The following is a 22,044-nucleotide window of genomic DNA, read 5'->3' as shown; positions in this document are numbered from 1 at the left end:
TATTAATAAAATGGGAAGACAAGTGGGATCATAACCAATACCACCAGAGAATAAGTGAAAGAGACGGGAATGCCGAACTTAACAAAATCTGTTAAACGATAATTACCGGCGTTGTATACCATCACATTGGTTTGATAACCGTACGGGCTTATAAAGCTGCCGCTAGCGGCAAATGCTACCGCCATGACAAACGGTAACGGGCTAGCGTCGAGCCCTAAAGCAATATTGTATGCAACCGGGAAAATTAGTGCTGCTGCAGCGTTGTTGGTGACAAGTTCAGTCACTAGCAGTGACAGCACAAAAATCATCACAAACGCGACATAGATGCTTTTGCCATCTAAAAGCTGCTCTACGTTTTCCGCCATAACGGTTGCTAAACCGCTATTTTCCATGGCCTTCGCGAGTGTCAATGCGCTCAGTACAATCATCCAAATCTCTAACGGAAATCGACGTTTAATTTCATTAATAGTTAAGCAGCCAGAAAACACTAACAAGGCCACATAAAACATTAAACATTTCAGCAAGGATATTGAGGTAAAGACCGACACACCTATGGTGATAAAAAAGCCGGCAACCGTCAATTTGTCACGCCAACCCGACAGCATATTGTCAGGCTTGTGACCAGAAAGAATATAAAAGTTTTTTGATAAGTTAGTACGAGAGCTAAAATCACTGCCGACGGCAAGCACTAAAAAGTCACCTGACTGGATAACAATTTCTCCAAGTTTCCCCGACAGAGTTTCGCCCTCTCGACGAATTGCCACAACAGCGGCATCAAAACGAGCCCGGAAGCCAGCACTTTTTAAGCTTTTTCCGATAACCGAAGAATCCGGTTTAATTACAACTTCGGTTAAGTTATCCCTGAGCAAACCGTCTTGTTCAGCAAACAAGGTTAAACCATCAAACTGCTGTAAGGTTAATACCTTAGTGATATCACCAGTAAAGATTAACTTATCTTTTGGCTGCAAAACTTCTTCAGGCGTTACTGGTGAGATTAGCCGCCCTTTGCGTACCACTTCTACTAAGAAAATAGAATCAAGATTACGTAGCCCATTTTCTTCAACGGTTTTACCAATAAGCGCTGAGTTCTCAGCGATTTCCGCTTCAAGTAGGTATTCTTTCGTTTGCAAGGCTTCTTCGGCAATATTGGGCAGTGAACCTGCGCGTAGCACAATAACGAAAAAACAAACTAATAGTGCTGTGCCCCCCACTAACGTGAAGTCAAAGAATTGCAGTGGTTGTCCGCTTTGCTCAATGTATAAACTGTTGACTAATAAATTCGTCGAAGTGCCAACTAACGTTAATGTACCCCCTAATATGGCAACAAAAGACAAGGGTAATAAAAGCTTACCAGGGTTTATCAGGGTATTGTTTTTAATGGTATTAATTAGACTTGCGACAACTGCCGTGTTGTTCATCAGCGCTGAGGCAAAGGCCGCGCTTAATAAGGTACGTAGTGTTGATTTTACTTTAGAGCCACTGATCAAAATGTTCGACAGCTTGCGTAAAACGCTGGTGCGCTCGAAAGTAAAAGAGCACAGTACCAACAAAAGCAAGGTCACTAAGCCAGGGTTTACCGCGTTATAGAGAATATCTTGAGTGGATACAATAGAAGCAAGTAAGCAAGTTAACGTAGATGCAAAAAATACCCGTTCAGGTACTTTTTGAAATTTAATCAAGCCTAAAAAGGTAGCGACAAAAACAGCCAGCACAAACCATTGCATTGCTGTCATAAAAGCAGTCTCTTCAAATAGTTGCAGTTGCGTTGCCCTTAACCACTTACTATTACCTATGATTTAGATACTAGCAAGCGATTAAGGTTAATTAGCGCACTTAATTGAATAATTTAGAAATGTCGCGAGCGCCCCAGTGTGGGAAATGCTTGCGTACTAGCGCGTTAAATTCAATCTCAAACGCTGAGAAAGTCTGAGCTTCGTCTTTTTGCGTTTCATGATTGATCATACCCGCACCAACAGTAATGTTAGTTAGGCGATCGATGATAATAAATGCACCCGTTTCAGCATTGGTTTGGTAGGGGTCAAAATGTAGCACTTCAGCGACTTCAAAATTAACTGAACCAATTTCGTTAAGCGCTAAATTGCTCGCTTCACTTTGTTCAAGCGTATTGACATCAGTGCGACTAACAATGCTTGAAACATGACCTGTAGTTAATTTGCTACCGTGCTTAATGTAATATTCACGACCAGTTTCTAGCGCATCATCATGCATCCAAACAACAGAGGCATTGAATTCGCTCGATGAAACAACACTGCTACCTTTGCGTACGATCATTTCACCGCGACTGATATCAATCTCATCGGTTAACGTTAAAGTAACGGCTTGACCTTGCTCAGCACGTTCTAGCTCGCCGTCAAATGTCACAATAGACTTAACTTCACTCTCTTTACCTGAAGGCAGTGCAACCACAGTATCGCCTACGCGCACTTGACCAGCAGCTACAGTACCGGCAAATCCACGGAAGTTTAAGTGAGGACGATTAACGTATTGAACTGGAAAACGGAACTCGCTAAGTTTATTGGCAGGTTCAACTTTGATGGTGTTAAGTAACTTCATCATAGTTGCACCTGGGTACCACGGCATATTTTCACTTTCTTCAACAACATTGTCGCCATTTAGTGCTGAAATTGGCACAAAGCGGATGTCATCAAAATTAAGCTCTTCGGCAAATTCTCGGTAGTCTTTCTTGATCTGTTGGTAACGATCTTGATCGTACTCAACCAAATCCATTTTATTAACAGCTACCAACACGTGCTTAATGCCAAGTAATGAGCAGATAAATGAATGACGACGTGTTTGTACTTGCACACCACGGCGAGCGTCAATCAAGATAATCGCTAGATCACAAGTTGACGCACCTGTTGCCATATTACGTGTGTACTGCTCATGACCCGGTGTGTCGGCAATAATGAATTTGCGCTTTTCCGTTGAGAAGTAACGATAAGCAACGTCAATGGTAATACCCTGCTCTCGCTCTGATTGCAAACCATCAACAAGTAGTGCTAAGTCAACCGCTTCACCTGTTGTACCTGATTTTTTACTATCTTTTTCAATGGCTGCCAGCTGATCTTCAAAGATCATTTTTGAATCATGCAGTAAGCGGCCGATTAGTGTGCTTTTGCCATCATCTACGCTACCGCAAGTTAGAAAGCGAACGAGCTCTTTGTTTTCGTGTTGTTTTAAGTAAGCTTCAATGTCTTGTTCAATTAAGTCTGATTGGTGACTCATCTTGGTAAATCCTAAACGTTTATTTCAGAAAATGTGTAATTAAAAATATTGGTTATTGGCCTGTGAAGCCGTTAGAAGTAACCTTCCATTTTCTTTTTCTCCATCGAGCCAGAAGAGTCATGATCAATCACTCGACCTTGGCGCTCAGAAGTTTTAGTTAATAACATTTCCTGAATAATATCAGGCAAGGTCGCCGCTTCAGATTCAACGGCACCTGTTAATGGGTAACAACCTAGTGTTCTAAAGCGCACTTTTTTCATCATTGGCTTTTCATTTTCTGCCAGTGGCATACGTTCATCATCAACCATGATTAAGGTACCATCGCGCTCAACAACTGGGCGTTCAGCTGACAAATACAGTGGCACGATATCAATATTCTCAAGGTAGATGTATTGCCAAATATCCAACTCAGTCCAATTTGACAACGGGAAGACTCGAATACTCTCACCCTTATTTACTTTGCCGTTATACACATTCCAAAGCTCAGGACGCTGATTTTTAGGGTCCCAACGATGGTTTTTATCGCGGAATGAATAAACACGCTCTTTTGCTCGAGATTTTTCTTCATCACGACGAGCACCACCAAACGCTGCATCGAATTGATACTTGTCTAGCGCCTGTTTTAAACCCTGTGTTTTCATCACATCAGTATGTTTAGCACTACCAAACTCAAATGGATTCATGCCCATGGCTAGACCCTCAGGGTTTTTATGAACAAGTAGCTCAAACCCGTATTTTTCAGCCATTTGATCGCGGAAAGCGATCATTTCTTTAAATTTCCAATCGGTATCTACGTGTAGTAGTGGGAATGGAATTTTACCCGGTGCAAACGCTTTACGGGCTAAATGTAGTAGTACAGCAGAATCTTTACCAACGGAGTAAAGCATGACGGGTTTGTCAAACTCTGCTGCGACTTCACGAATGATATGAATAGATTCAGCTTCGAGCTTCTGTAGGTGTGTTAAGTTCATGGGCAAGTCATTAAGTTAAGTTTATTAATTCGAATATTTGACTATCAAAGTCGCAACCTCGTTGCATGTTAAAGCAATGAATTGCGCTACTTTATTGCTATTGTTTTACGTATTTTACTAGCCAGAGTTCAAGTTGAGGTTTTCTGATTCCTAAGCTGCAAAAAACACATTTTAAGTAATGCTTAGCAATGAAAAAGGAAAACTAGCTTATTTTGATATGGTCATTATTCTGGCACAGAAGATTACTGTAAACCATATAACAATCTGCTTTCATATAACATCTGGTTATTTGAAAGCAGATAAAACCAATAGAATATGGTGTATGACTTGTTGAATGCTAGATGTGCATTCGTTGATAATGCTTTGTTGCTATTAGCTCAGTGAAGCAAGAAACTCGCTAAATTGCGCTTTTAGTTCAGGGTGGCGAAGCGCATATTCGACATTGGCTTTCATATAGCCAAACTTTGAGCCACAATCGTGCGACTTTCCTGTCATGTGAAACGCTTCTACCGTTTCAACCTTCATTAGGCTTGCAATTGCGTCCGTTAGTTGAATCTCATCGCCTGCACCAGGCGGGGTAAATTCAAGTAAATCCCAAATCTGCTCTGAAAGTACATAACGGCCGACGACCGCCAAATTTGATGGCGCCTCTTTCACTGGCGGTTTTTCAACTACAGCTGTCATTGGTGCTACTTCGCCAGCATTTAATTTAGCACCGCCACAGTCGACAACACCGTAGCTGCTAACTTTCTCCATAGGAACTGGTTCAACCATAATTTGACTATTACCGGAATTAGCAAAACGCTCAAGCATCGCTGCCAAATTCTCAGTATTTAGATCTGCGCTTGCATCATCTAAAATAACGTCAGGTAATACCACTACAAATGGCTCATTTCCTACCAATGGCCTTGCCTTAAGTACAGCATGTCCTAAACCCTTCGCTTCACCTTGACGAACGTGCATGATGGTAACGTCTTTAGGACAAATTGACTGAACTTCATCAAGTAGTTGACGTTTCACACGGTTTTCTAACGTAGTTTCCAACTCAAATGATTTATCAAAATGGTTTTCAATTGCATTTTTAGAAGAATGCGTAACTAAGATAATTTCTTTTAAACCAGCACTTACACACTCATCAACAATATATTGAATCAATGGCTTGTCAACGATAGGTAACATCTCTTTAGGGATAGCCTTGGTTGCTGGGAGCATTCTTGTGCCCAACCCTGCAACAGGAATGACCGCTTTTTTAATTTTATTTGACATGAGTATCCTTCTTATACCGCTTCAATAATGTGTAACTAAATGAATTTATAATTGAGGGGTCTTATTGTATTTACCTATCACCATATAAGACCCGAGTATCAATACTAAGCTGATAACATAAAGTGTTACGGCTATTAACCTACAACTTTGACACTATCCCCACGGCCAATAGCATAATAGCTAAAGCCCTTTTCTTTCATCATACTTGGTTCATACAAATTACGACCATCGACGACAACAGGGTGTGTTAATGAGCTTTTAAGCATAGCTAAATCAGGCGCCTTGAACTGAGGCCACTCCGTACATACGACTAATGCGTCGGCTGACTTTAGTGCTTGTTCTTTAGTACCGCACAATATTAGGTCATCTCGTTCACCATAGATTCGCTGACACTCTTCCATTGCTTTAGGGTCATATGCCTGCACTGTTGCGCCAGCTTGCCATAGGCCTTCCATTAGCTCTCTTGCAGGAGCTTCTCTCATATCATCAGTTTTAGGTTTAAATGAAAGACCCCAAAGCGCTATGCGCTTGCCAGCTAAATTTTGAGCAAAGTGAGTATTAAGATGGCCAAAAAGTTTTTGCTTCTGAGAGTAATTGATACTCTCCACAGCTTCGAGAAGAGATGGTTTATAATCTACAGCATTTGCTGTTTTCACCAGCGCTTGAACGTCTTTCGGGAAGCAAGAGCCCCCATAGCCACAGCCAGCATAGATAAATTGATAACCGATACGAGAATCTGAACCTATACCTTGACGAACAGACTCAATATCAGCACCAAGACGCTCCGCTAAATTAGCAATCTCATTCATAAATGAAATTTTTGTCGCTAGCATACAGTTGGCTGCATACTTGGTAAGCTCAGCTGAACGCACATCCATAAAAATCATACGTTCGTGATTTCGGTTAAATGGTGCATACAGTTCACGCATAACCGCTTTCGACGCTTCATTCTCAGTACCGATAACAATTCGATCAGGTTTTGAACAATCGCTAACTGCTGCACCTTCTTTTAGAAACTCAGGGTTAGAGACCACATCAAACTCAAGCTCGACAGTTCTTGATGCCAATACGTCAGCTATTTGTGCACTTACCTTATCGGCGGTACCAACAGGTACTGTTGATTTATCGACAACAATTTTAGGTGAAGTCATATAAGTCGCTATGGTTTTAGCGACTGCTAGTACATATTTTAAATCAGCAGAGCCGTCTTCATCTGGAGGGGTACCAACGGCAATAAATTGAACTTCACCATGCTCAACGCCAGCCTTGGCATCTGTAGTAAAATTTAACAAACCGTCTTTATAAGTTTGTTCAACTATCGGGGTTAAACCAGGTTCATAAATTGGAATAATGCCTTTTTGGAGGTTAGCGACCTTCTCTTCGTCAACATCAACACAAACTACATCATGACCTACAGACGCTAAAATAGCCGCTTGCACAAGGCCTACATATCCAATACCAAAAACCGTTACTTTCATGGAATCCCTATTCGAAGATAATCATTGCTCTATCGCAAAGCATATTTGTATAACATTTCATTACTACTCTTTCAGTTTTCAACTGAATACACTGCAGTAGCTTACTTGCAATTATGATAACCAAGTTTATTCACTAGCGATAGCCAATCAATAGACTTAAGCCTAGAAAGGCCTCTAATTAACTAATAAAACAGCAAATCAGCATAGTTAGTCAGTATGAAAACTAGATTAAATACTCGATAAAATATTTCAGCTTATATTTCAAAGCCTTTATCTATCTAGCCTTGCCTTTCCATGCCAGCAAAGGTATAACACGGGCTGATTTTGAATATTAGAAAGGATAATTATATGAATCCCCCTACTCCAGGGAAGTTCTTCGGTCATCCAAAAGGCTTGCAAACCCTTTTCTTTACAGAAATGTGGGAGCGCATGAGCTACTATGGTATGCGTGCACTTCTTGTTCTTTTCATGACCACATCACTTCAGACCGGTGGGCTTGAATACACCGTAGCGACAGCAACGGCAATTTACGGGTTATATACCGCTTCTGTATATTTTATGGGTTTACCTGGCGGCTGGATCGCTGATCGCCTAATTGGTGGTCAAAAAGCGGTTTGGTATGGCGGCATAATTATCATGTGTGGCCACATAGTTTTGGCTATACCTACAACTTACAGTTTCTTTGTTGGCTTAATTCTAGTAGTACTTGGTACTGGCTTACTTAAACCTAATATTACTGCACTAGTAGGACAATTATACGAAGATGGCGACGCACGTCGTGACGCTGGCTTCTCTCTATACTACATGGGCATCAACATCGGTTCACTTATAGGTTACACTGTAACGGGCTATCTTCAAGTCAACCAAGGTTGGCACTGGGCATTTGGTGCAGCTGCTGTGGGTATGGCTATTGGCCTTATCCAATATCAAAAAACGATAGGCAATTTAAATGGTGTAGCAAGTGAACCTATTCAACCATTAGAGCCTAAGCAGAAAAAGCTTGCTTGGAATATTATTGGCGCTTTTGTTATCGCATTAGCTGCAACAACTGTTATGGTGATGAACGGCTCGTTGACCATTAACCCAGTAGCGTTGGCAGAATTTACCGCATATGCAATTGCGATATTATTCTTAGTTTATTTTGGCAAAGTGTACTTCGGTGGCGGCTTAAGTGGCGTAGAAAAGAAACGTATGTGGGCACTGTTTTTGGTGTGTCTTGCGTCAATGTGTTTCTGGTCTGGATTTGAGCAAGCAGGTTCATCATTAAACCTGTTTGGTCGCGACTACACTGACCGTATGCTTGGTGACTTTGAGATTCCTACAACTTGGTTCCAAAACGTTAACCCATTTTTCATTATCGTTCTTTCACCATTTTTTGCCGTTTTATGGATCAATCTTGGCAAAAAAATGCTAACCCCATCTTATACGCTTAAATCAGCGATTGGTTTAATGATTATGGGTTCAGGCTTCGTTGTTATGTTCTTCGCAGCACAAGCTGCAGCGAGTGGTTTAAAAGTAGCTCCATACTTCCTAGTCGCAACCTACTTCCTTCATACAGTAGGTGAGTTAACGTTTAGCCCTGCGGCTCTTGCTGCCGTTAGTCGCTTAGCACCTAAACGCTTTGCAGGACAAATGATGGGGGTATTCGTACTGACCTATTCAATGGGTAATATTGTTGCAGGTTTATTTGCAGGTAACTTCGATCCAAACAATGTTGAAGAAATGCCGAACTTATACTTACAAATTAGCGTGTTCATTGTCGGTGCTGGTGTATTGTTTGCTGTTGCAAACAAGTGGGCGGCTCGTTGGGAAAACTCTGAAGAAGATATGAAACCCGATGAAAATGGCAAAAGCGCTGATAAAGTAACTGCATAGTAAATAACTAAGCTAATAACTAAAGTATTTTTAGTTCAATATAAAAAGCACTGCGCTAATACCGCAGTGCTTTTTTTTCATCTAACTTTACATGGTTATTTTCAATCGTTGATTTTTGCAAGCACGTTTTTTGCTTCAGCTAATTGAATGTGTTTACATTAGGGGTTATGCCACTCACAATTTGAGTATTGATCATCACTTTGAGCACAATTAACCCTCATTTATCTAACCTCGCAAGCCTTGACCATATCAAACTGGCTCATGACAAAGTTCAGATCAGAACTGAGATCAGAAAACAGCGCTCGTTGCTTAGCAATAAAAGCCAGCACAAGGCCGCTATTGAGCTAGTTTCACAGCTCACAAACCTAGTAAATGTGAGAACAGCAAACACTATCGCACTCTATTTAGCGAACGATGGCGAGTTAGACCCTAGCCAATTTATAAAATGGTGCTGGCAACAGGGAAAGCGTGTTGTATTACCCGTATTACATCCTTTTACGCCAGGGCATTTGTTATTTTTGCAATACACACCTAGTACTTTGATGCTTTCTAACCGTTTTGGTATTCCTGAGCCTAGGCTTGATGTGACAAAAGTCGTACCCGTTTCATCCATTGATATTATATTCACGCCCTTGGTCGCCTTTGACAAAGATGGTCATCGTTTAGGCATGGGTGGCGGGTTTTACGATCGAACACTAGCCTGCCTAGATAGATGCCCCTCAAAACAACCAATTCAATCCGCTGCACCGCAAACGACAATAACGCAAACTAAAGCGGTACCTGCTAACGCCCAATTGGCAATTGAAAGTAAAACTCGTAAAGAAAATAAACTTATTGGTTTAGCGCATGACTGCCAGCAAGTACCCCAAATACCAATTGAACCGTGGGATATTCCGCTGCCAATGATTGTTACACCAAGCCAAATTATTCGAGCTAAGTGTTAGATAGGTGAGCTATAATCTGGCGGCAATTATTTAGTTATCAACATTCAGGTAAACAAATGACTCAAGACGAATTAAAAAAAGCCGTAGGCCAAGCCGCCGTTAAGTTTATCAAACCAGATACCATCGTTGGTGTTGGCACAGGCTCTACCGTAAACCACTTTATTGATGCACTAGCGGAAATAAAAGATCAGATCAAAGGCGCGGTTTCAAGCTCACAGCAGTCAACTGAAAAACTCAAAGCGTACGGTATTGAGGTATTTGATCTTAACGAAGTTAATGAGCTTGACGTTTATATCGATGGTGCTGACGAAATCAACGAACACATGCATATGATTAAGGGCGGTGGTGCCGCGTTAACACGTGAGAAAATTGTTGCCGCAGTTGCAAAAGAGTTTATTTGTATCGCTGATGAAAGTAAGCAAGTTGGCGTTTTAGGTGAATTCCCTTTACCTGTAGAAGTTATTCCAATGGCGCGCAGTTATGTTGCGCGTGAGCTAGTAAAACTCGGTGGTGACCCTGTCTATCGCCAAGGTGTATTAACCGACAATGGCAATGTTATTCTTGACGTTTACAACCTCAAAATTGTTAACCCGAAAGCGATGGAAGTCGCTATCAATGCCATTGTTGGTGTGGTGACTAATGGCCTTTTTGCCTGTCGTGGTGCAGACCGCTTATTACTGGGTACTAAAGCCGGTGTAACCGAGCATAATTTAGGCTAGTTTGGACTAAATTAGTGCTTTAGAGTTACAGCACTATATGCTAGTTTAGATATCTAGCCATCTAAAACTAACTTTTATTACGAAGTATGGACATCATGAATAAAACATCTCTAGCTAAAGAAAAAATTAAAATTCTATTATTGGAAGGGGTTCACTCAAGTGCCCTTGAAGAGCTAAAAGCCAAAGGCTATAGCAATATTGAATACTTGAAAACCTCATTAGCAGAGAACGAACTCATCGAGAAAATTAAAGATGTCCATTTTATTGGTATTCGTTCACGTACTCAGCTTACTGAAAAAGTACTAAGCAATGCTAATAAACTAGTCGCCATCGGTTGTTTTTGTATTGGCACTAACCAAGTTAATTTAGCGGCGGCGCAAGCACGAGGCATTCCTGTATTTAATGCACCATTCTCTAATACTCGCTCAGTTGCGGAATTAGTGCTTGGTGAAATTTTACTGCTGCTACGCGGCATTCCAGAGAAAAACGCCAAAGCACATCGCGGTGAATGGTTTAAGTCTGCTGCAGGTTCAGTTGAAGCCCGTGGTAAAACGCTAGGTATTATTGGCTATGGTCACATTGGTACTCAGCTTGGTATTCTTGCAGAAACTATAGGTATGCGCGTACGCTTCTACGACATAGAAACTAAGCTGCCTCTTGGCAATGCCAGCCAAGCACCTTCACTAACAGCACTACTAAAAGAGTCAGATGTGATTAGTTTGCATGTGCCAGAAACGCCACAAACACAGAATATGATTGGCGAAGCCGAGTTAGAAGTGATCAAGCAAGGTAGTATTTTAATTAATGCATCACGCGGTACGGTTGTCGATATCGATGCACTTGCCCAAGCGCTAGAAAGTGAGAAGATTGGTGGCGCTGCCATTGATGTATTCCCTGTTGAGCCTAAAGGCAACGACGAAGAATTTGTCTCGCCGCTTCGCGCATTCGACAATGTTATTCTTACACCACACATTGGTGGTAGTACCCAAGAAGCACAAGAAAACATTGGCTTAGAGGTCGCGAGTAAGCTTGCTAAATACTCAGACAACGGCTCTACGCTATCAGCAGTTAACTTCCCTGAAGTATCACTGCCAGAGCACACTGGCACATCTCGTCTGCTTCACATTCACCATAACCAACCAGGCGTATTAACCGCGATCAACAATGCGTTCGCTGGTTTAGGCATTAACATTGCAGCTCAGTACCTGCAAACGGATGACAAAATTGGTTACGTTGTGATTGAAGTGGAAACAGAAAGTAGCGAAGCAGCACTCGCTGAGTTGAAGCAAATCGACGGAACTATTCGTACACGTATTTTGCATTAATCTGGTGTTAACATTGATTAAAAAGCCGAGCAATAAGCTCGGCTTTTTTATTGAACGCTTCTATTTAGCTAATCTAACGAAGTTAGTTAAGAAGCTTTCTAGAATGGTATAAAAGCCAGAAGCAAGTGCAAACAAACACAAGCCAAGATGCCAGCTAAAACGTCATCAAGCATAATCCCTAAACCACCATGTACACGTTTATCGGCAATAGATATCGGCCAAGGCTTGGCAATATCAAACAAACGAAATAATGCAAAGCCAAGTACAATATTAACCAAGGTCAATGGCACAAAGGCCATAGTGATCAGAAAGCCTGCAATTTCATCCCACACTATTGCTGGGTGATCATGAACACCGACCTTTTTGGCCGTACTTCCACAAATCGCAATACCGACAACGCTTATAAACAAAGTTAGGACGAGGTAACTTGGTATTGAAAGCGTTAATGCCATCACTAGATACAAAGGAATAGCGGCTAGCGTGCCAAAAGTACCTGGGGCTTTAGGTGCTAAACCAGAGCCAAAACCCAAGGCTAGAAATTGAACGGGATCGCTAAGCTTAAATTGCGTCACAGATTTAGTCATTGTAATTGTTGTTCTCTTGGCCGCAGTTAATTGTTGAAGAAAGTATAGTGAGTTACATAGCGGTGAAATTAGTCACCGCTGAAGTGTTCAAAACCTTTGGCATTAACATGCACAACATTGCTATCAAGCGTAGTGGTCAGCTTCATACTTTTGTTTAGCTGCCCTATGCAGGTGAATTTCACCCCTGCATTTCTAAGAGCTGTCTCCATGCCAACTTTATTATCTTCCGAAACAGTATAAAGTAACTCGTAGTCATCACCACCCGCCAACGCTAATTCTCTGGCTTTATCAGCATCGACATTTGCCAACAGCTCAGCAGAAAGTGGTAAGTCATCAAGTACGATATTTGCTCCAACCTGAGATGCTTGGCATAGGTGCGCTAAATCGCCCATCAAACCGTCAGACAAGTCGATAGCAGCCGATGCATACTCTTTTAAAATCTGCCCAGCCAGTACTCTTGGTTTGGGGTAATGAAGTTTCGCCAGCAACACTTCTTGATACTCTGGTGCAACTTTAACTTCTTGCTGCAACATTTTCAGCGCCAATGCGGCATCGCCTAGTTCACCGGTCACATATAACCAGTCACCAACAGCAGCACCACCTCGAGACAGGCCTTTATTTGCAGGTAACAGGCCTTGCGCAGTCACTGTAATGCTTAATGGCCCTGAAGTCGTATCACCACCGATCAGTTGAACATTAAAATATTCTGCCAGCTCAAACACACCTGCACAGAATTCGCTAACCCAGTTTTCATCAACACTAGGCAAGGTTATCGCCAGCGAGATCCAGCTTGGTTCCGCGCCCATCGCAGCCAAGTCAGACAGACTTACAGCCAAAGACTTATGCCCGATAGCGCGAGGCTCAGCATTCGCAAAAAAATGGACGCCAGCAACTAACGTATCTGTAGTAATCGCAATATGATGATGTTCACCAGATGATACAAGCGCACAATCATCACCAATGCCCAAATGAACATCTTTTCGCTGAACAGGCTGCTCAGCGAAAAAACGTTTGATCAGATCAAACTCTTTCATGGAGGTTTTGATTGAGGTTATTCGTTCGGACGAAACTGTTTAACCAGCTTGTCAAGCACGCCATTGACGAACTTGTGGCTATCATCAGCTGCAAAGGCTTTCGCTAATTCAATAGCTTCGTTGATGATGACACGGTATGGCACATCTTGGCAGTCACTTAGCTCATAAATTGCTGTGCGTAAAATCGCCTTTTCGACATGATCAATTTCATCAAGCGGGCGATCAACCAGTGGTGCGATTGAACTATCTAACTGTGTGATACGGGCTGTTACGCCACGAAACAACTGCTGAAAGTACTCAATATCAAAACGGCGTTTAGCGTTTTCAGTTAAGAAATGCGCCTCAACAACGTTAATATCGTTGCCACTTAATTGCCATGAGTATACGGCTTGTACCGCTAACTCACGGGCTTTTCTTCGAGGAGAAGGTTTCACTGTATTATCCTATATAAAATCTTTAATAAGCTTTATTTGCTATAAATGCTCTTATCGTTGAGACAATTACAGTTTGGCTAATACGTTAACCATTTCAAGCGCGCCAAGTGCTGCTTCCGCACCCTTGTTACCCATTTTAGTACCAGCACGTTCAATTGCTTGTTCAATTGAATCAGTCGTGATCACACCGAAAGAAACCGGTACAGAAGCCGCTAACGCTACCTGAGCTAGACCTTTGTTACACTCACCTGCAACAAAATCAAAATGAGGCGTACCACCACGAATAACCGCACCTAACGCGATAATAGCGTCGAATTCTTGCTTTTCAGCAACTTTCTGTGCAGTTAACGGTAACTCGTAAGCACCAGGTACTTTAACAACCGTAATGTCTTCATCATTAACACTACCGTGTCTTTTTAACGCATCGACTGCACCTTCTAATAACGAGTTAACAACGAAGTCGTTAAAACGAGAAACCACGATAGCAAACTTTTTGCCTTTCGCTTCAAAATTACCTTCAATTACGTTCATTGAAATTTACCTTGGATAAAAAATTGTCGCGATTCTAACAAAAAATCGCGATTTTAGGTACTGGTTTGTGGTATCGCGAAAAATAAATATCAGAATATCTTTTCGCAATTATAAAAGCTCTTGGTTAAAATAAGCAAAAATTGATAAACGCTTAAAATAATGAAGTTATTTTTCTCAAGTAAAGATATACCTGAACTGGCGGACAAAAATATACAAGAGCGCAATGAGAGCATTTACAAGGCTAGCCTCAAGCTGACGGTGCCACAAAAACTCATCTTGAACTTAATCAAGTTGGTATTACTAGTTCCGCCATTTATTTACTTGGCAAGGCAAGAATGGGGCACGTTACTTGGGGTAGTAGTAATTTCAAGTTTATGTTATGTATCGGTGTTTCGGCCTATTTCATTTACCTTTATGAGAAAACACCTTTAACTCCACGATTGTAACATTTCATGCCCATTCAGGCGCTCTTTAAATGAGTTAGCTCTTCATTAATTGAAAGCGGCTGTTAGAATCGCTAAGTATATTTAAGAGCCTTACGAGCACGCTTGTCTAAAAAACTGAAGCCCTGAACGAATCACGAATAGTATTCCAACACCGCCCACTAACTAATACCTATTGCCCATTACACAAAATGGTGGAGGGAGTATAGAAAGAACTTTACATATCATTTTCCATCACGAAAAATAGCAAGAAAAAAAGAATGGATTCATATAGATGAAAGTTTTCAATACTTACCTTTTACTTTTAACTATTTTCATTACTTCATGCAAAAGTGGAGAACAAAAGGATGTCATAAAAGAAGAACCTACCCCTTTACCTGAATCACAAACTTCTTTAAAAATTAATAGCGGTGGTTATTCTTGGTGGTCAGGTGAATACCTACAACAGTCAAAAATTGATTCCGATAACTTCTATGTTACAGGTGTCGGCGTCAACAATAATAGCAGTCAGCAATGGCTAACCAAATTCACACTAAATGAAAAAGGGTTCAATTTAGTCAACAAAGTCGACCTACTCAGTAAATTTAAAGCAGACGAACACAACTCTCCAAGCGTGCTAACAATAGAGGACTATATACTAGTAGCACTGACAGGTCATGGCGACGACTTTGATCCTGAAGTAGCAAATAAAGTTATCGTATATTCAGGTAAAAAAATTGACTCTATGGAGACCACTGTTTTGGATACTGACGCCCCCTCGACCTACGTATCATTAGTGGCGATAGGCGACGATATCCTCTTGTTTTCAAGAATAGAACAAAAAGGGTTATCGTATTCTGTGTCATCAGACTTTGGTAAAAGCTGGAGTAAATTCAGGAGTGTACTCGGTCGAGGCTATTATGCAGATGTTAAAGTTGATCCTACAAGCCAAGAGCTATATTTCTTCATTGGAGTTCACCCCAACAACCCGAAAAGCTCTATTAAAGTAGCAAGAGCTTATTTCAATGGTGATCAAATTTTACCTTTCCACATTGAAGACGCGAACGAACAGGGGGTGTTAAAGGGAAGCTCTTACACTAACGTCTACACAGCTCCTATTGAGCATGATGCCCGCATTGTAGTGGCAAAACATATCAGGAGCATTGGGGGAGAGAAACTCTGCATATGCTAATGACTACTATGTGTATGGCGGTTCGCTAAATTACAAAAATGAAGATAATTTGGAAGCAGTATTTGCCTACAAACGGGAAAATCATTTTTATATAGATAAAGTGAACATTGATTTAAATAGCTTAATTATTAGTTCCAATACTAACATTCTGGATTCCCCCCTTGAATTATACAGACCTATCATTTTCGAAAGTCACGATAGAACTCTACTAATGTTTAACGAGGCTGCTTATTGGATAAACTACTTTGATTGGCAGGCATCACAAACGATCATCAAACTAGAATAAAAAAATTAGAACAGAGATAGACTAATTTCAAAAAGCCAGATACTAGCTTACAAAAGACTGAGTTTATTTAGCATTGACATCGCTAATGTTTTTCTATCGTAATTACTTGCACTTTTAAAACTATTAAGTTGCAAGTCTTTCATCAAGTCAGACGACTTTGAGAGCGATAGAATATGCTCTACTAATAACTCTGAGTTTTCAGGCTTACAAACTATACCAGCATTGGCTCGCTCAATAATATGGCTTGCCTCCCCTTTTGGAATTGCAGCCAACATAGGTAAGCCCATTCCCATTGATTCAAAAATTTTGGAAGGAATAACCGTTTTAAATAATGGTGTAGTGGTCAACTTAAATTGGCCACGGTTTTGTATTCAAGCCAGTATCTTTTCTCTGACTCATTTGGGGTTAAACCAGCATTGTAGTGATGCGGCCTAACTGAGCTGTAATAACCAACAATATAATGTGTTATTTCAGCTCTAGCTTCAGTAAAGGAACGGTAACCCGTTGTGGGTATCCATTCTGTTTTTAAACTTCTAAAGAATCGCTCCATCGGGCTATTATCCCAACAATTACCACGGCGACTCATGCTTTGCTTTATCTGACAACGCCATAGCAATTGACGGTAGCTTCGGCTGGTGTAATGCGTCCCTTGGTCGCTATGGAACATCACACCTTTAGGCTTACCACGCATCTCATAAGCCATCATCAGTGCTTTGCTCGTCAATGCTGTATCAGGCGATAGTGACATTGCCCAACCAATCGGTTTTCTCGCAAATAAATCAATAACAACTGCTAAATAAGCCCAGCGATTGCCAACCCAGATATACGTAACATCACCGCACCAAACCTGATTCGGCTTAACCACATCAAACTGCTGATTGAGATGGTTAGGTGTCGCCACATGCTCTTGATTTGCTTTTCTATAACGGTGCTTCGGTAACTGGCAACTCACCAAGCCTAAACGTTTCATATAGCCTGTCGCCCTGAAACGTGAAATATCATAGCCACGGTCTATCGCTATCGTGGATATTGTACGAGAACCCGCTGAGCCATTACTTTCACGGTGGATTTGCTTAACGACAGCGATTTCTTTTAATTGCTTGCTATTCGGCTTCTTAGAGCGCTTATTCCAATACTTAAAGCTACTGCGATGAACATTAAATGTTTGGCAAATGGTGAATTCCGCATAGCTCTCTTTGAGTCGTTTAATTAGTTTAAATTGTTCATCGAGTCCGACATCAAGAGAGCGGTAGCCTTTTTTAGAATTTCCTTTTCTAATTCAATGCGTTTTATCTTTTTCTCAAGCTCTTTAATCTTACACTGCTCTGGTGTCATTGGGCTGGCTTTGCTGGTGATGCCTTTGCGTTCATTACGAAGCTGACGCACCCACTTATCCATTGTCGACTTACCAACGCTCATCGCTTCTGCTGCTTCTCGAACGGAATAACCTTGATCAACAACTAATTGAGCAGCTTCTAATCGAAATTCTGGTGTGAAATTACGTTTGCCTGTTCTTGTCATTTTGTCACCTAATCAATTTTATGAGGTGATGATACCACCTCTAACTAGGTGGCCAAATTTGTTATACCACTACATGGTGTATCTCTAAGGCTAATCAAAGAAACATCACATAAGCTCCAAACTGCCGGCATGTTTTCTTTTGGCTGACGAGGTATAAATATCACATTATCAAGCTGTTTTTCGCGAGCCAGTGATATAAGGCTTTCTTTAGCTGCGCCACCACCAGCAAAGACAAAACGGATTCGGTCATTTGAACGCAAAGCTTCGGCTGCCTCAATAACATGCTCTAGTGCATGCGCCATACCATGGGTGCCAATATAACCCACTACAAATTTGCCTTCTAATTGGTATTCGCTAGCAAGCGTATGAGCCTTTTCTTTCGTAGGCTGATACTTAGTGAGATCGACACCATTTAACACCACATCAATTTTACTCGACTCAACTCCTCTTTCAGTAAGTTCTGTTTTAAAAGACTCAGTTACTGAGATGATTTTATCGGCACGGTGGTATAAAAACATTTCAAGCTTTTCTAGCAGCTTAATAGCCAAGGAATCCTTCATGGCTCCAACAGCTGTAATTGATGCGGGCCAGATATCGCGCAATTCAAAAACAAATTTTTTTCGCTTAACAACCGATAATGCCCAACCAGAAACGGCAGTAAAAAACTGTGGAGATGTCGCTACGACTACATCAACTTTTCGTTGAAATAACCCTGCTAAAAACGATGCCCCCATAAATGACAAAAAATCTAGAATTCTCAAAACAAAACCTTCATTTGAAGAGATAAAAGTTTTCACGCGAACGACATTAATGCCATCCATTTCGGAGCGTGAATAAAATGAATTTTTATACCCTTCAAAGACTTTCCCTTCGGGGAAGTTAGGTGCACAAGTAATCACAGTGACCTTGTGACCATGTTTTACCCACTCTCTGGCGTGCTCATAAGTGCGTGTTGCAGGTGCATTTCCCTCAGGAGGGAAGTTATCAGTTAAAAATAGAATATGCATTACTTAGAATTTAATTTTGTACGAGTCAGATCGAGAAGGTATTTAACAAATTTAAAGTTTTGATTAATGAATAAAGACAAAGAAGCCTTCCAGTTACCCTTATTTGTATGCCTGATAAAGTCGAGAGTACCGTAGGAATCGTTTACGAGCTTACGCTTGAGGATAACAAAGGAGCTTTTATGAGCGCTGGACATCAAATGTTCATGTTTGGCATAAAATAGATCAAATGCTTTTTTTCTTCTATCTGAACTTTCACTGATACGACCATAAGCATGATCTGTATACCAAACGTAGCTGGCTACCGAAGACTTTCTCGCTGTGCCATACTTAGCAACCAGTCGAACCCAAGTATCGTAATCTTGAAAAGCTGGCATTTTAGGATCAAAGCCGCCTATCCCTCTCAAATTTGAGGTCTTAGTTAACACCTGGTTACCTAAGATATTGTAATGCAGTAAACTGTTTAGCGTCACATCACCGACATCCATTTTTCGAACAATATCTCCCTGGGGGGTACGCTCTTTAATAGAGCTAGCAATACATGAATAATTACCTGAACGATACTCAGTAACCAAATGCTCAATGCGATTTGGCTCCATTGTATCGTCATCATCCATCCCTGTAATATACTCGCCTTTCGCTATATCAATGGCAAGATTACGCGCAACACACGCTCCTTGTGGTGTATCATTTTTAACATAAACCACTTGATTGTTATCAATCAGTGGCTTCAACTGCTCATAAGTATTATCGCTTGATCCGTCATCAGCAACTATTAACTCAATATTAGAGTAGGATTGTGATAGAACTGAATGAACTGCCCTAAGCAACAAATCGACCCTATTGTGTGTTGCTATGTATACGGTTACAAGTGTTGAGTTATGCCTCATTTCTATCACCTTTTTGTAACTGCTCATATTCCCAAAAAGTTAAAACGGCGAAGAAGAAATACAAGGGTAAAAAGTAAACTGCCGAACTAATAGCAACAATAGCTCCTAGCGACGGCAAAGCTATCAGAGTACTGCGCCATGGTATTCGGCCAGCTAAAATCGTCATCACGTAAAAATAGAATACGTAATAACTAAATCCTGCATAGATTAGCATTTCAAGGTAAAACAAATGAGGAGCAAAGTACTCTATTAAGCCCCCCCACTCATTGTTTACAAAGGAAATATTGATATTGCCAAAGCCGATACCAAACAACCAGTTCAGAAACGAAAACTTACTAACTACTTCAAACATTTCAGACAATGCATAGGCGCGGATAGCAACCGAAAACATGTTGCCAGAAGAAACAATTGCTTCAAGAGCTTCTGTATTTGCTAGAAACTCTAATGCTTGATTAAAGGTATACAACACATAACCAAGCTGCTTTTGAAACACAAAGGCTAGAATAGGAGCGACCACTATCATAACAATGGAAAACACGACCCGAGCAACACCACTAGCTAATAACTGGGCTAAGACTAGTTGCCCTGCTGCTGCTAAGAAGCATAATTTGGCGTCAACCACCAATGATAGCATCATGATGGGCAAGGAATTAATATAGAAGGCTCGATTAAAATTTAAAAAATATAAGCTACTATTCAGCAATACCAAGACTGCCGCATTAGTGTTCATATTAGACCAAAATGCAGAGCCAACCTGATACTCGCTGCCAGCCAAAGGATAGTAATTAAAAAAAGCAATATTAAGAAACACTTCTGCTAGAACAACGAGTAAGTCTATATATATGAAAGTCTGTATTATTCTAAACAGAGTTTTTTTGTTAAGCGTTATCAATGCACGAAAAGAGAAATAAAAGATAGCCAACGTAAAAATAAAATAAAAACAGTAGGCAAAATAACGTGCGGAAATCGCGCCAGATAGCAGATGCATAGGCAGCCAAAGCGACATAAAAACAGCAAGTAAAACGATAAGTTGAGCCTGCTTGCTGTCGACTGCTCGAGCTCTAAGCCAATACAGAACCCCAACGACGGTAAGAAAAACAACTGATAGATGAAACCCTTTCAATTGCATTAACGCAAAAGATGGCCCTATCAACATTAACAAAAGAAAAACTGCATAGCGCAAAGGAAATGCGCTAGGTTGATAAACCTTATAGTCTAGGTTCATTATAAAACCTTTGATAAAGGTCATGCATAGTTTCTAGCGCGGCCTTATTACCATAATGCGCTAAAACATGCTCGCGAGCTTTAATGGCTAACTGTTGGGCTTCTACTTTATGTTCAACCAAATAAATAATCTTTGCAGCAATATCCTGCACCGATTCATACTTGGCTATAAGCCCAACCTTTCCATAAGACACGACTTCAGGCAGCCCACCAGTATTAGCTACAATGCACGGCCGCTCACAAGCCATAGCCTCTATGGCTGACACACCGAAACTCTCAATTCGACTAGGTACAACAAATATATCCATATCATTGATAACTTCACAGACTTGTGAGTTATCAATCGAACCAACAAAATCGATACTTGATGCTATCGATAATGCCTCAGCTTGTGCCTTTAAATCTTCTTCTTTGCTGCCATCACCAACAATTTTTAATATCAACCTGGGAATATCATTAGCTTGATTAGAGAAATGCTCTTGTACCAACTTAAAAGCAGCGATCAGTAAATCTACACCATACTTGTGCTCTAAACGCTTAACGATACCAACAGTGATAGAGTTGTTGCTAAATATTGGACGCATTGGTTTAAAGCGAGTCAAATCAACACCAAAAGGTGTAATAGAAATATCTAGCGATTTGTCTTCTAGCAAATTACACACTTGAGAAGCCATTGCATGACTAGTTGACGCTATATGCTCAGCATTACAAAGTGTGCGATTGATCAACCACATTTTAAAATTTGATTGATAAGGGAATTCATACACATCGCTCCCCCATACAGACAAAATATAGGGCTTTATGCAAGAAAGCAGCGCTAGTGTGCCATAACCGCTGGCATAGTGAACATTGATAATATCAGGTTGTATCTTATGTATGGCGCGATTAAGAGCATAAGCATTAAGTAAATAGCCTAGCCCACCAGTAATAGGTAAATTAATTACTTCGACTCGAGGGTCTAACTCAACCTCAACTTTATGCTGAGTAACTAAAGTAACATCTAAATCGAGATCAACTAAGCCATTAACCCACTTAACTGTATGATTAATGGAACCGGGGGCGATAAATGCTACCTTTAACCTACTACTTTTCATCATC

21 protein-coding genes are annotated in these 22,044 nt (G+C 40.8%); 6 read left to right on the top strand and 15 right to left on the bottom strand.

From position 1 onward, the window contains the following. Positions 1-2: 2 nt before the first annotated feature. The 5 genes from DXX92_RS05835 to DXX92_RS05815 form a co-directional block, all read right to left on the bottom strand. A complete protein-coding gene (locus DXX92_RS05835; RefSeq protein ID WP_115999597.1) occupies positions 3-1,733 on the bottom strand; it encodes an SLC13 family permease in 1,731 nt (576 codons plus the stop codon). A gap of 100 nt (positions 1,734-1,833) precedes the next feature. Continuing rightward, positions 1,834-3,246: a sulfate adenylyltransferase subunit CysN gene (gene cysN, locus DXX92_RS05830; RefSeq protein WP_115999596.1), complete on the bottom strand. Its 1,413-nt coding sequence runs from the start codon at positions 3,244-3,246 to the stop codon at positions 1,834-1,836. A 71-nt stretch (positions 3,247-3,317) separates the two neighbouring features. Continuing rightward, positions 3,318-4,217 (bottom strand): sulfate adenylyltransferase subunit CysD, encoded by a 900-nt coding sequence (gene cysD / locus DXX92_RS05825; RefSeq protein WP_115999595.1) that lies wholly within the window; start codon positions 4,215-4,217, stop codon positions 3,318-3,320. A gap of 372 nt (positions 4,218-4,589) precedes the next feature. Continuing rightward, positions 4,590-5,483 carry a UTP--glucose-1-phosphate uridylyltransferase GalU gene (gene galU, locus DXX92_RS05820; RefSeq protein ID WP_115999594.1) on the bottom strand — a complete coding sequence of 298 codons (894 nt, stop codon included), beginning with the start codon at positions 5,481-5,483 and terminating at the stop codon, positions 4,590-4,592. Between the two features lie 134 nt (positions 5,484-5,617). Beyond that, entirely contained in the window at positions 5,618-6,961 is a 1,344-nt protein-coding gene (locus DXX92_RS05815; protein WP_115999593.1) for a UDP-glucose dehydrogenase family protein, read from the bottom strand. A gap of 348 nt (positions 6,962-7,309) precedes the next feature. Between DXX92_RS05815 and DXX92_RS05810 the strand changes: the two genes are divergently transcribed. The 4 genes from DXX92_RS05810 (at position 7,310) to serA (ending at position 11,824) form a co-directional block, all read left to right on the top strand. Then, positions 7,310-8,836, top strand: a complete 1,527-nt coding sequence (locus DXX92_RS05810; RefSeq protein ID WP_115999592.1) for a peptide MFS transporter — start codon at positions 7,310-7,312, stop codon at positions 8,834-8,836. Positions 8,837-9,036: 200 nt separating this feature from the next. Continuing rightward, on the top strand, positions 9,037-9,780 hold the full coding sequence (locus tag DXX92_RS19190; protein WP_245961404.1) for a 5-formyltetrahydrofolate cyclo-ligase: 744 nt from the start codon (positions 9,037-9,039) through the stop codon (positions 9,778-9,780). A gap of 56 nt (positions 9,781-9,836) precedes the next feature. Next, positions 9,837-10,499 (top strand): ribose-5-phosphate isomerase RpiA, encoded by a 663-nt coding sequence (gene rpiA, locus DXX92_RS05800; protein ID WP_115999591.1) that lies wholly within the window; start codon positions 9,837-9,839, stop codon positions 10,497-10,499. A 95-nt stretch (positions 10,500-10,594) separates the two neighbouring features. After that, on the top strand, positions 10,595-11,824 hold the full coding sequence (gene serA, locus DXX92_RS05795; protein WP_115999590.1) for a phosphoglycerate dehydrogenase: 1,230 nt from the start codon (positions 10,595-10,597) through the stop codon (positions 11,822-11,824). 98 nt (positions 11,825-11,922) lie between these two features. On the opposite strand, the gene DXX92_RS05790 is transcribed toward serA, so the two are convergent. The 4 genes from DXX92_RS05790 to ribH all read right to left on the bottom strand — a co-directional run bounded on the left by DXX92_RS05790 (position 11,923) and on the right by ribH (position 14,407). Beyond that, the gene (locus DXX92_RS05790) at positions 11,923-12,408 is read right to left on the bottom strand and encodes a phosphatidylglycerophosphatase A family protein (protein WP_115999589.1); all 486 of its coding nucleotides are present in this window, start codon (positions 12,406-12,408) and stop codon (positions 11,923-11,925) included. A 68-nt stretch (positions 12,409-12,476) separates the two neighbouring features. Further along, positions 12,477-13,442: a thiamine-phosphate kinase gene (thiL, locus tag DXX92_RS05785; protein ID WP_115999588.1), complete on the bottom strand. Its 966-nt coding sequence runs from the start codon at positions 13,440-13,442 to the stop codon at positions 12,477-12,479. Between the two features lie 17 nt (positions 13,443-13,459). Next, the gene (nusB, locus tag DXX92_RS05780; protein WP_115999587.1) at positions 13,460-13,876 is read right to left on the bottom strand and encodes a transcription antitermination factor NusB; all 417 of its coding nucleotides are present in this window, start codon (positions 13,874-13,876) and stop codon (positions 13,460-13,462) included. Between the two features lie 66 nt (positions 13,877-13,942). Then, complete coding sequence (gene ribH / locus DXX92_RS05775) at positions 13,943-14,407, bottom strand: 6,7-dimethyl-8-ribityllumazine synthase (protein WP_115999586.1); 465 nt, start codon at positions 14,405-14,407, stop codon at positions 13,943-13,945. Between the two features lie 159 nt (positions 14,408-14,566). Here ribH and DXX92_RS19400 point away from each other — a divergent pair, with 159 nt between their 5' ends. Then, a complete protein-coding gene (locus tag DXX92_RS19400; RefSeq protein ID WP_115999585.1) occupies positions 14,567-14,839 on the top strand; it encodes a DUF6170 family protein in 273 nt (90 codons plus the stop codon). Between the two features lie 285 nt (positions 14,840-15,124). After that, positions 15,125-16,021: a hypothetical protein gene (locus tag DXX92_RS05765; RefSeq protein WP_115999584.1), complete on the top strand. Its 897-nt coding sequence runs from the start codon at positions 15,125-15,127 to the stop codon at positions 16,019-16,021. A 333-nt stretch (positions 16,022-16,354) separates the two neighbouring features. Here DXX92_RS05765 and DXX92_RS05755 read toward each other — a convergent pair whose 3' ends face one another. The 6 genes from DXX92_RS05755 to DXX92_RS05730 form a co-directional block, all read right to left on the bottom strand. After that, on the bottom strand, positions 16,355-16,654 hold the full coding sequence (locus tag DXX92_RS05755; protein ID WP_115999582.1) for a hypothetical protein: 300 nt from the start codon (positions 16,652-16,654) through the stop codon (positions 16,355-16,357). Next, a protein-coding gene (locus DXX92_RS05750) for an IS3 family transposase (protein WP_115999378.1) occupies positions 16,651-17,828 on the bottom strand; the annotation gives its coding sequence in 2 pieces (ribosomal slippage) (positions 16,651-17,561 and positions 17,561-17,828; 1,179 coding nt in all). Before DXX92_RS05750 ends, DXX92_RS05755 begins: the two co-directional genes overlap by 4 nt. 44 nt (positions 17,829-17,872) lie before the next feature. Beyond that, entirely contained in the window at positions 17,873-18,835 is a 963-nt protein-coding gene (locus DXX92_RS05745; RefSeq protein WP_115999581.1) for a glycosyltransferase family 4 protein, read from the bottom strand. Beyond that, on the bottom strand, positions 18,835-19,722 hold the full coding sequence (locus DXX92_RS05740; protein ID WP_181901702.1) for a glycosyltransferase: 888 nt from the start codon (positions 19,720-19,722) through the stop codon (positions 18,835-18,837). Before DXX92_RS05740 ends, DXX92_RS05745 begins: the two co-directional genes overlap by 1 nt. Beyond that, positions 19,712-20,947, bottom strand: coding sequence for a hypothetical protein (locus DXX92_RS05735; RefSeq protein WP_181901701.1), 1,236 nt, complete (start codon positions 20,945-20,947; stop codon positions 19,712-19,714). The genes DXX92_RS05740 and DXX92_RS05735 overlap by 11 nt, the downstream gene beginning before the upstream one ends. Further along, the gene (locus DXX92_RS05730; RefSeq protein ID WP_115999578.1) at positions 20,931-22,043 is read right to left on the bottom strand and encodes a glycosyltransferase; all 1,113 of its coding nucleotides are present in this window, start codon (positions 22,041-22,043) and stop codon (positions 20,931-20,933) included. Before DXX92_RS05730 ends, DXX92_RS05735 begins: the two co-directional genes overlap by 17 nt. Between the last annotated feature and the right edge of the window lies 1 nt (position 22,044).

This window comes from Thalassotalea euphylliae (assembly GCF_003390395.1).
Lineage (GTDB): Bacteria > Pseudomonadota > Gammaproteobacteria > Enterobacterales > Alteromonadaceae > Thalassotalea_F > Thalassotalea_F euphylliae_C.
This window is presented reverse-complemented; position numbering and strand designations above follow the sequence as displayed.

What these genes read in the sequence shown, in the direction of transcription:
- DXX92_RS05835 (WP_115999597.1), bottom strand. Translation starts at nt 1,733, where the DNA reads ATGACAGCAATGCAATGGTTTGTGCTGGCTGTTTTTGTCGCTACCTTT.
- cysN (WP_115999596.1), bottom strand. Translation starts at nt 3,246, where the DNA reads ATGAGTCACCAATCAGACTTAATTGAACAAGACATTGAAGCTTACTTA.
- cysD (WP_115999595.1), bottom strand. Translation starts at nt 4,217, where the DNA reads ATGAACTTAACACACCTACAGAAGCTCGAAGCTGAATCTATTCATATC.
- galU (WP_115999594.1), bottom strand. Translation starts at nt 5,483, where the DNA reads ATGTCAAATAAAATTAAAAAAGCGGTCATTCCTGTTGCAGGGTTGGGC.
- DXX92_RS05815 (WP_115999593.1), bottom strand. Translation starts at nt 6,961, where the DNA reads ATGAAAGTAACGGTTTTTGGTATTGGATATGTAGGCCTTGTGCAAGCG.
- DXX92_RS05810 (WP_115999592.1), top strand. Translation starts at nt 7,310, where the DNA reads ATGAATCCCCCTACTCCAGGGAAGTTCTTCGGTCATCCAAAAGGCTTG.
- rpiA (WP_115999591.1), top strand. Translation starts at nt 9,837, where the DNA reads ATGACTCAAGACGAATTAAAAAAAGCCGTAGGCCAAGCCGCCGTTAAG.
- serA (WP_115999590.1), top strand. Translation starts at nt 10,595, where the DNA reads ATGAATAAAACATCTCTAGCTAAAGAAAAAATTAAAATTCTATTATTG.
- DXX92_RS05790 (WP_115999589.1), bottom strand. Translation starts at nt 12,408, where the DNA reads ATGACTAAATCTGTGACGCAATTTAAGCTTAGCGATCCCGTTCAATTT.
- thiL (WP_115999588.1), bottom strand. Translation starts at nt 13,442, where the DNA reads ATGAAAGAGTTTGATCTGATCAAACGTTTTTTCGCTGAGCAGCCTGTT.
- ribH (WP_115999586.1), bottom strand. Translation starts at nt 14,407, where the DNA reads ATGAACGTAATTGAAGGTAATTTTGAAGCGAAAGGCAAAAAGTTTGCT.
- DXX92_RS19400 (WP_115999585.1), top strand. Translation starts at nt 14,567, where the DNA reads ATGAAGTTATTTTTCTCAAGTAAAGATATACCTGAACTGGCGGACAAA.
- DXX92_RS05765 (WP_115999584.1), top strand. Translation starts at nt 15,125, where the DNA reads ATGAAAGTTTTCAATACTTACCTTTTACTTTTAACTATTTTCATTACT.
- DXX92_RS05745 (WP_115999581.1), bottom strand. Translation starts at nt 18,835, where the DNA reads ATGCATATTCTATTTTTAACTGATAACTTCCCTCCTGAGGGAAATGCA.
- DXX92_RS05740 (WP_181901702.1), bottom strand. Translation starts at nt 19,722, where the DNA reads ATGAGGCATAACTCAACACTTGTAACCGTATACATAGCAACACACAAT.
- DXX92_RS05735 (WP_181901701.1), bottom strand. Translation starts at nt 20,947, where the DNA reads ATGAACCTAGACTATAAGGTTTATCAACCTAGCGCATTTCCTTTGCGC.
- DXX92_RS05730 (WP_115999578.1), bottom strand. Translation starts at nt 22,043, where the DNA reads ATGATGAAAAGTAGTAGGTTAAAGGTAGCATTTATCGCCCCCGGTTCC.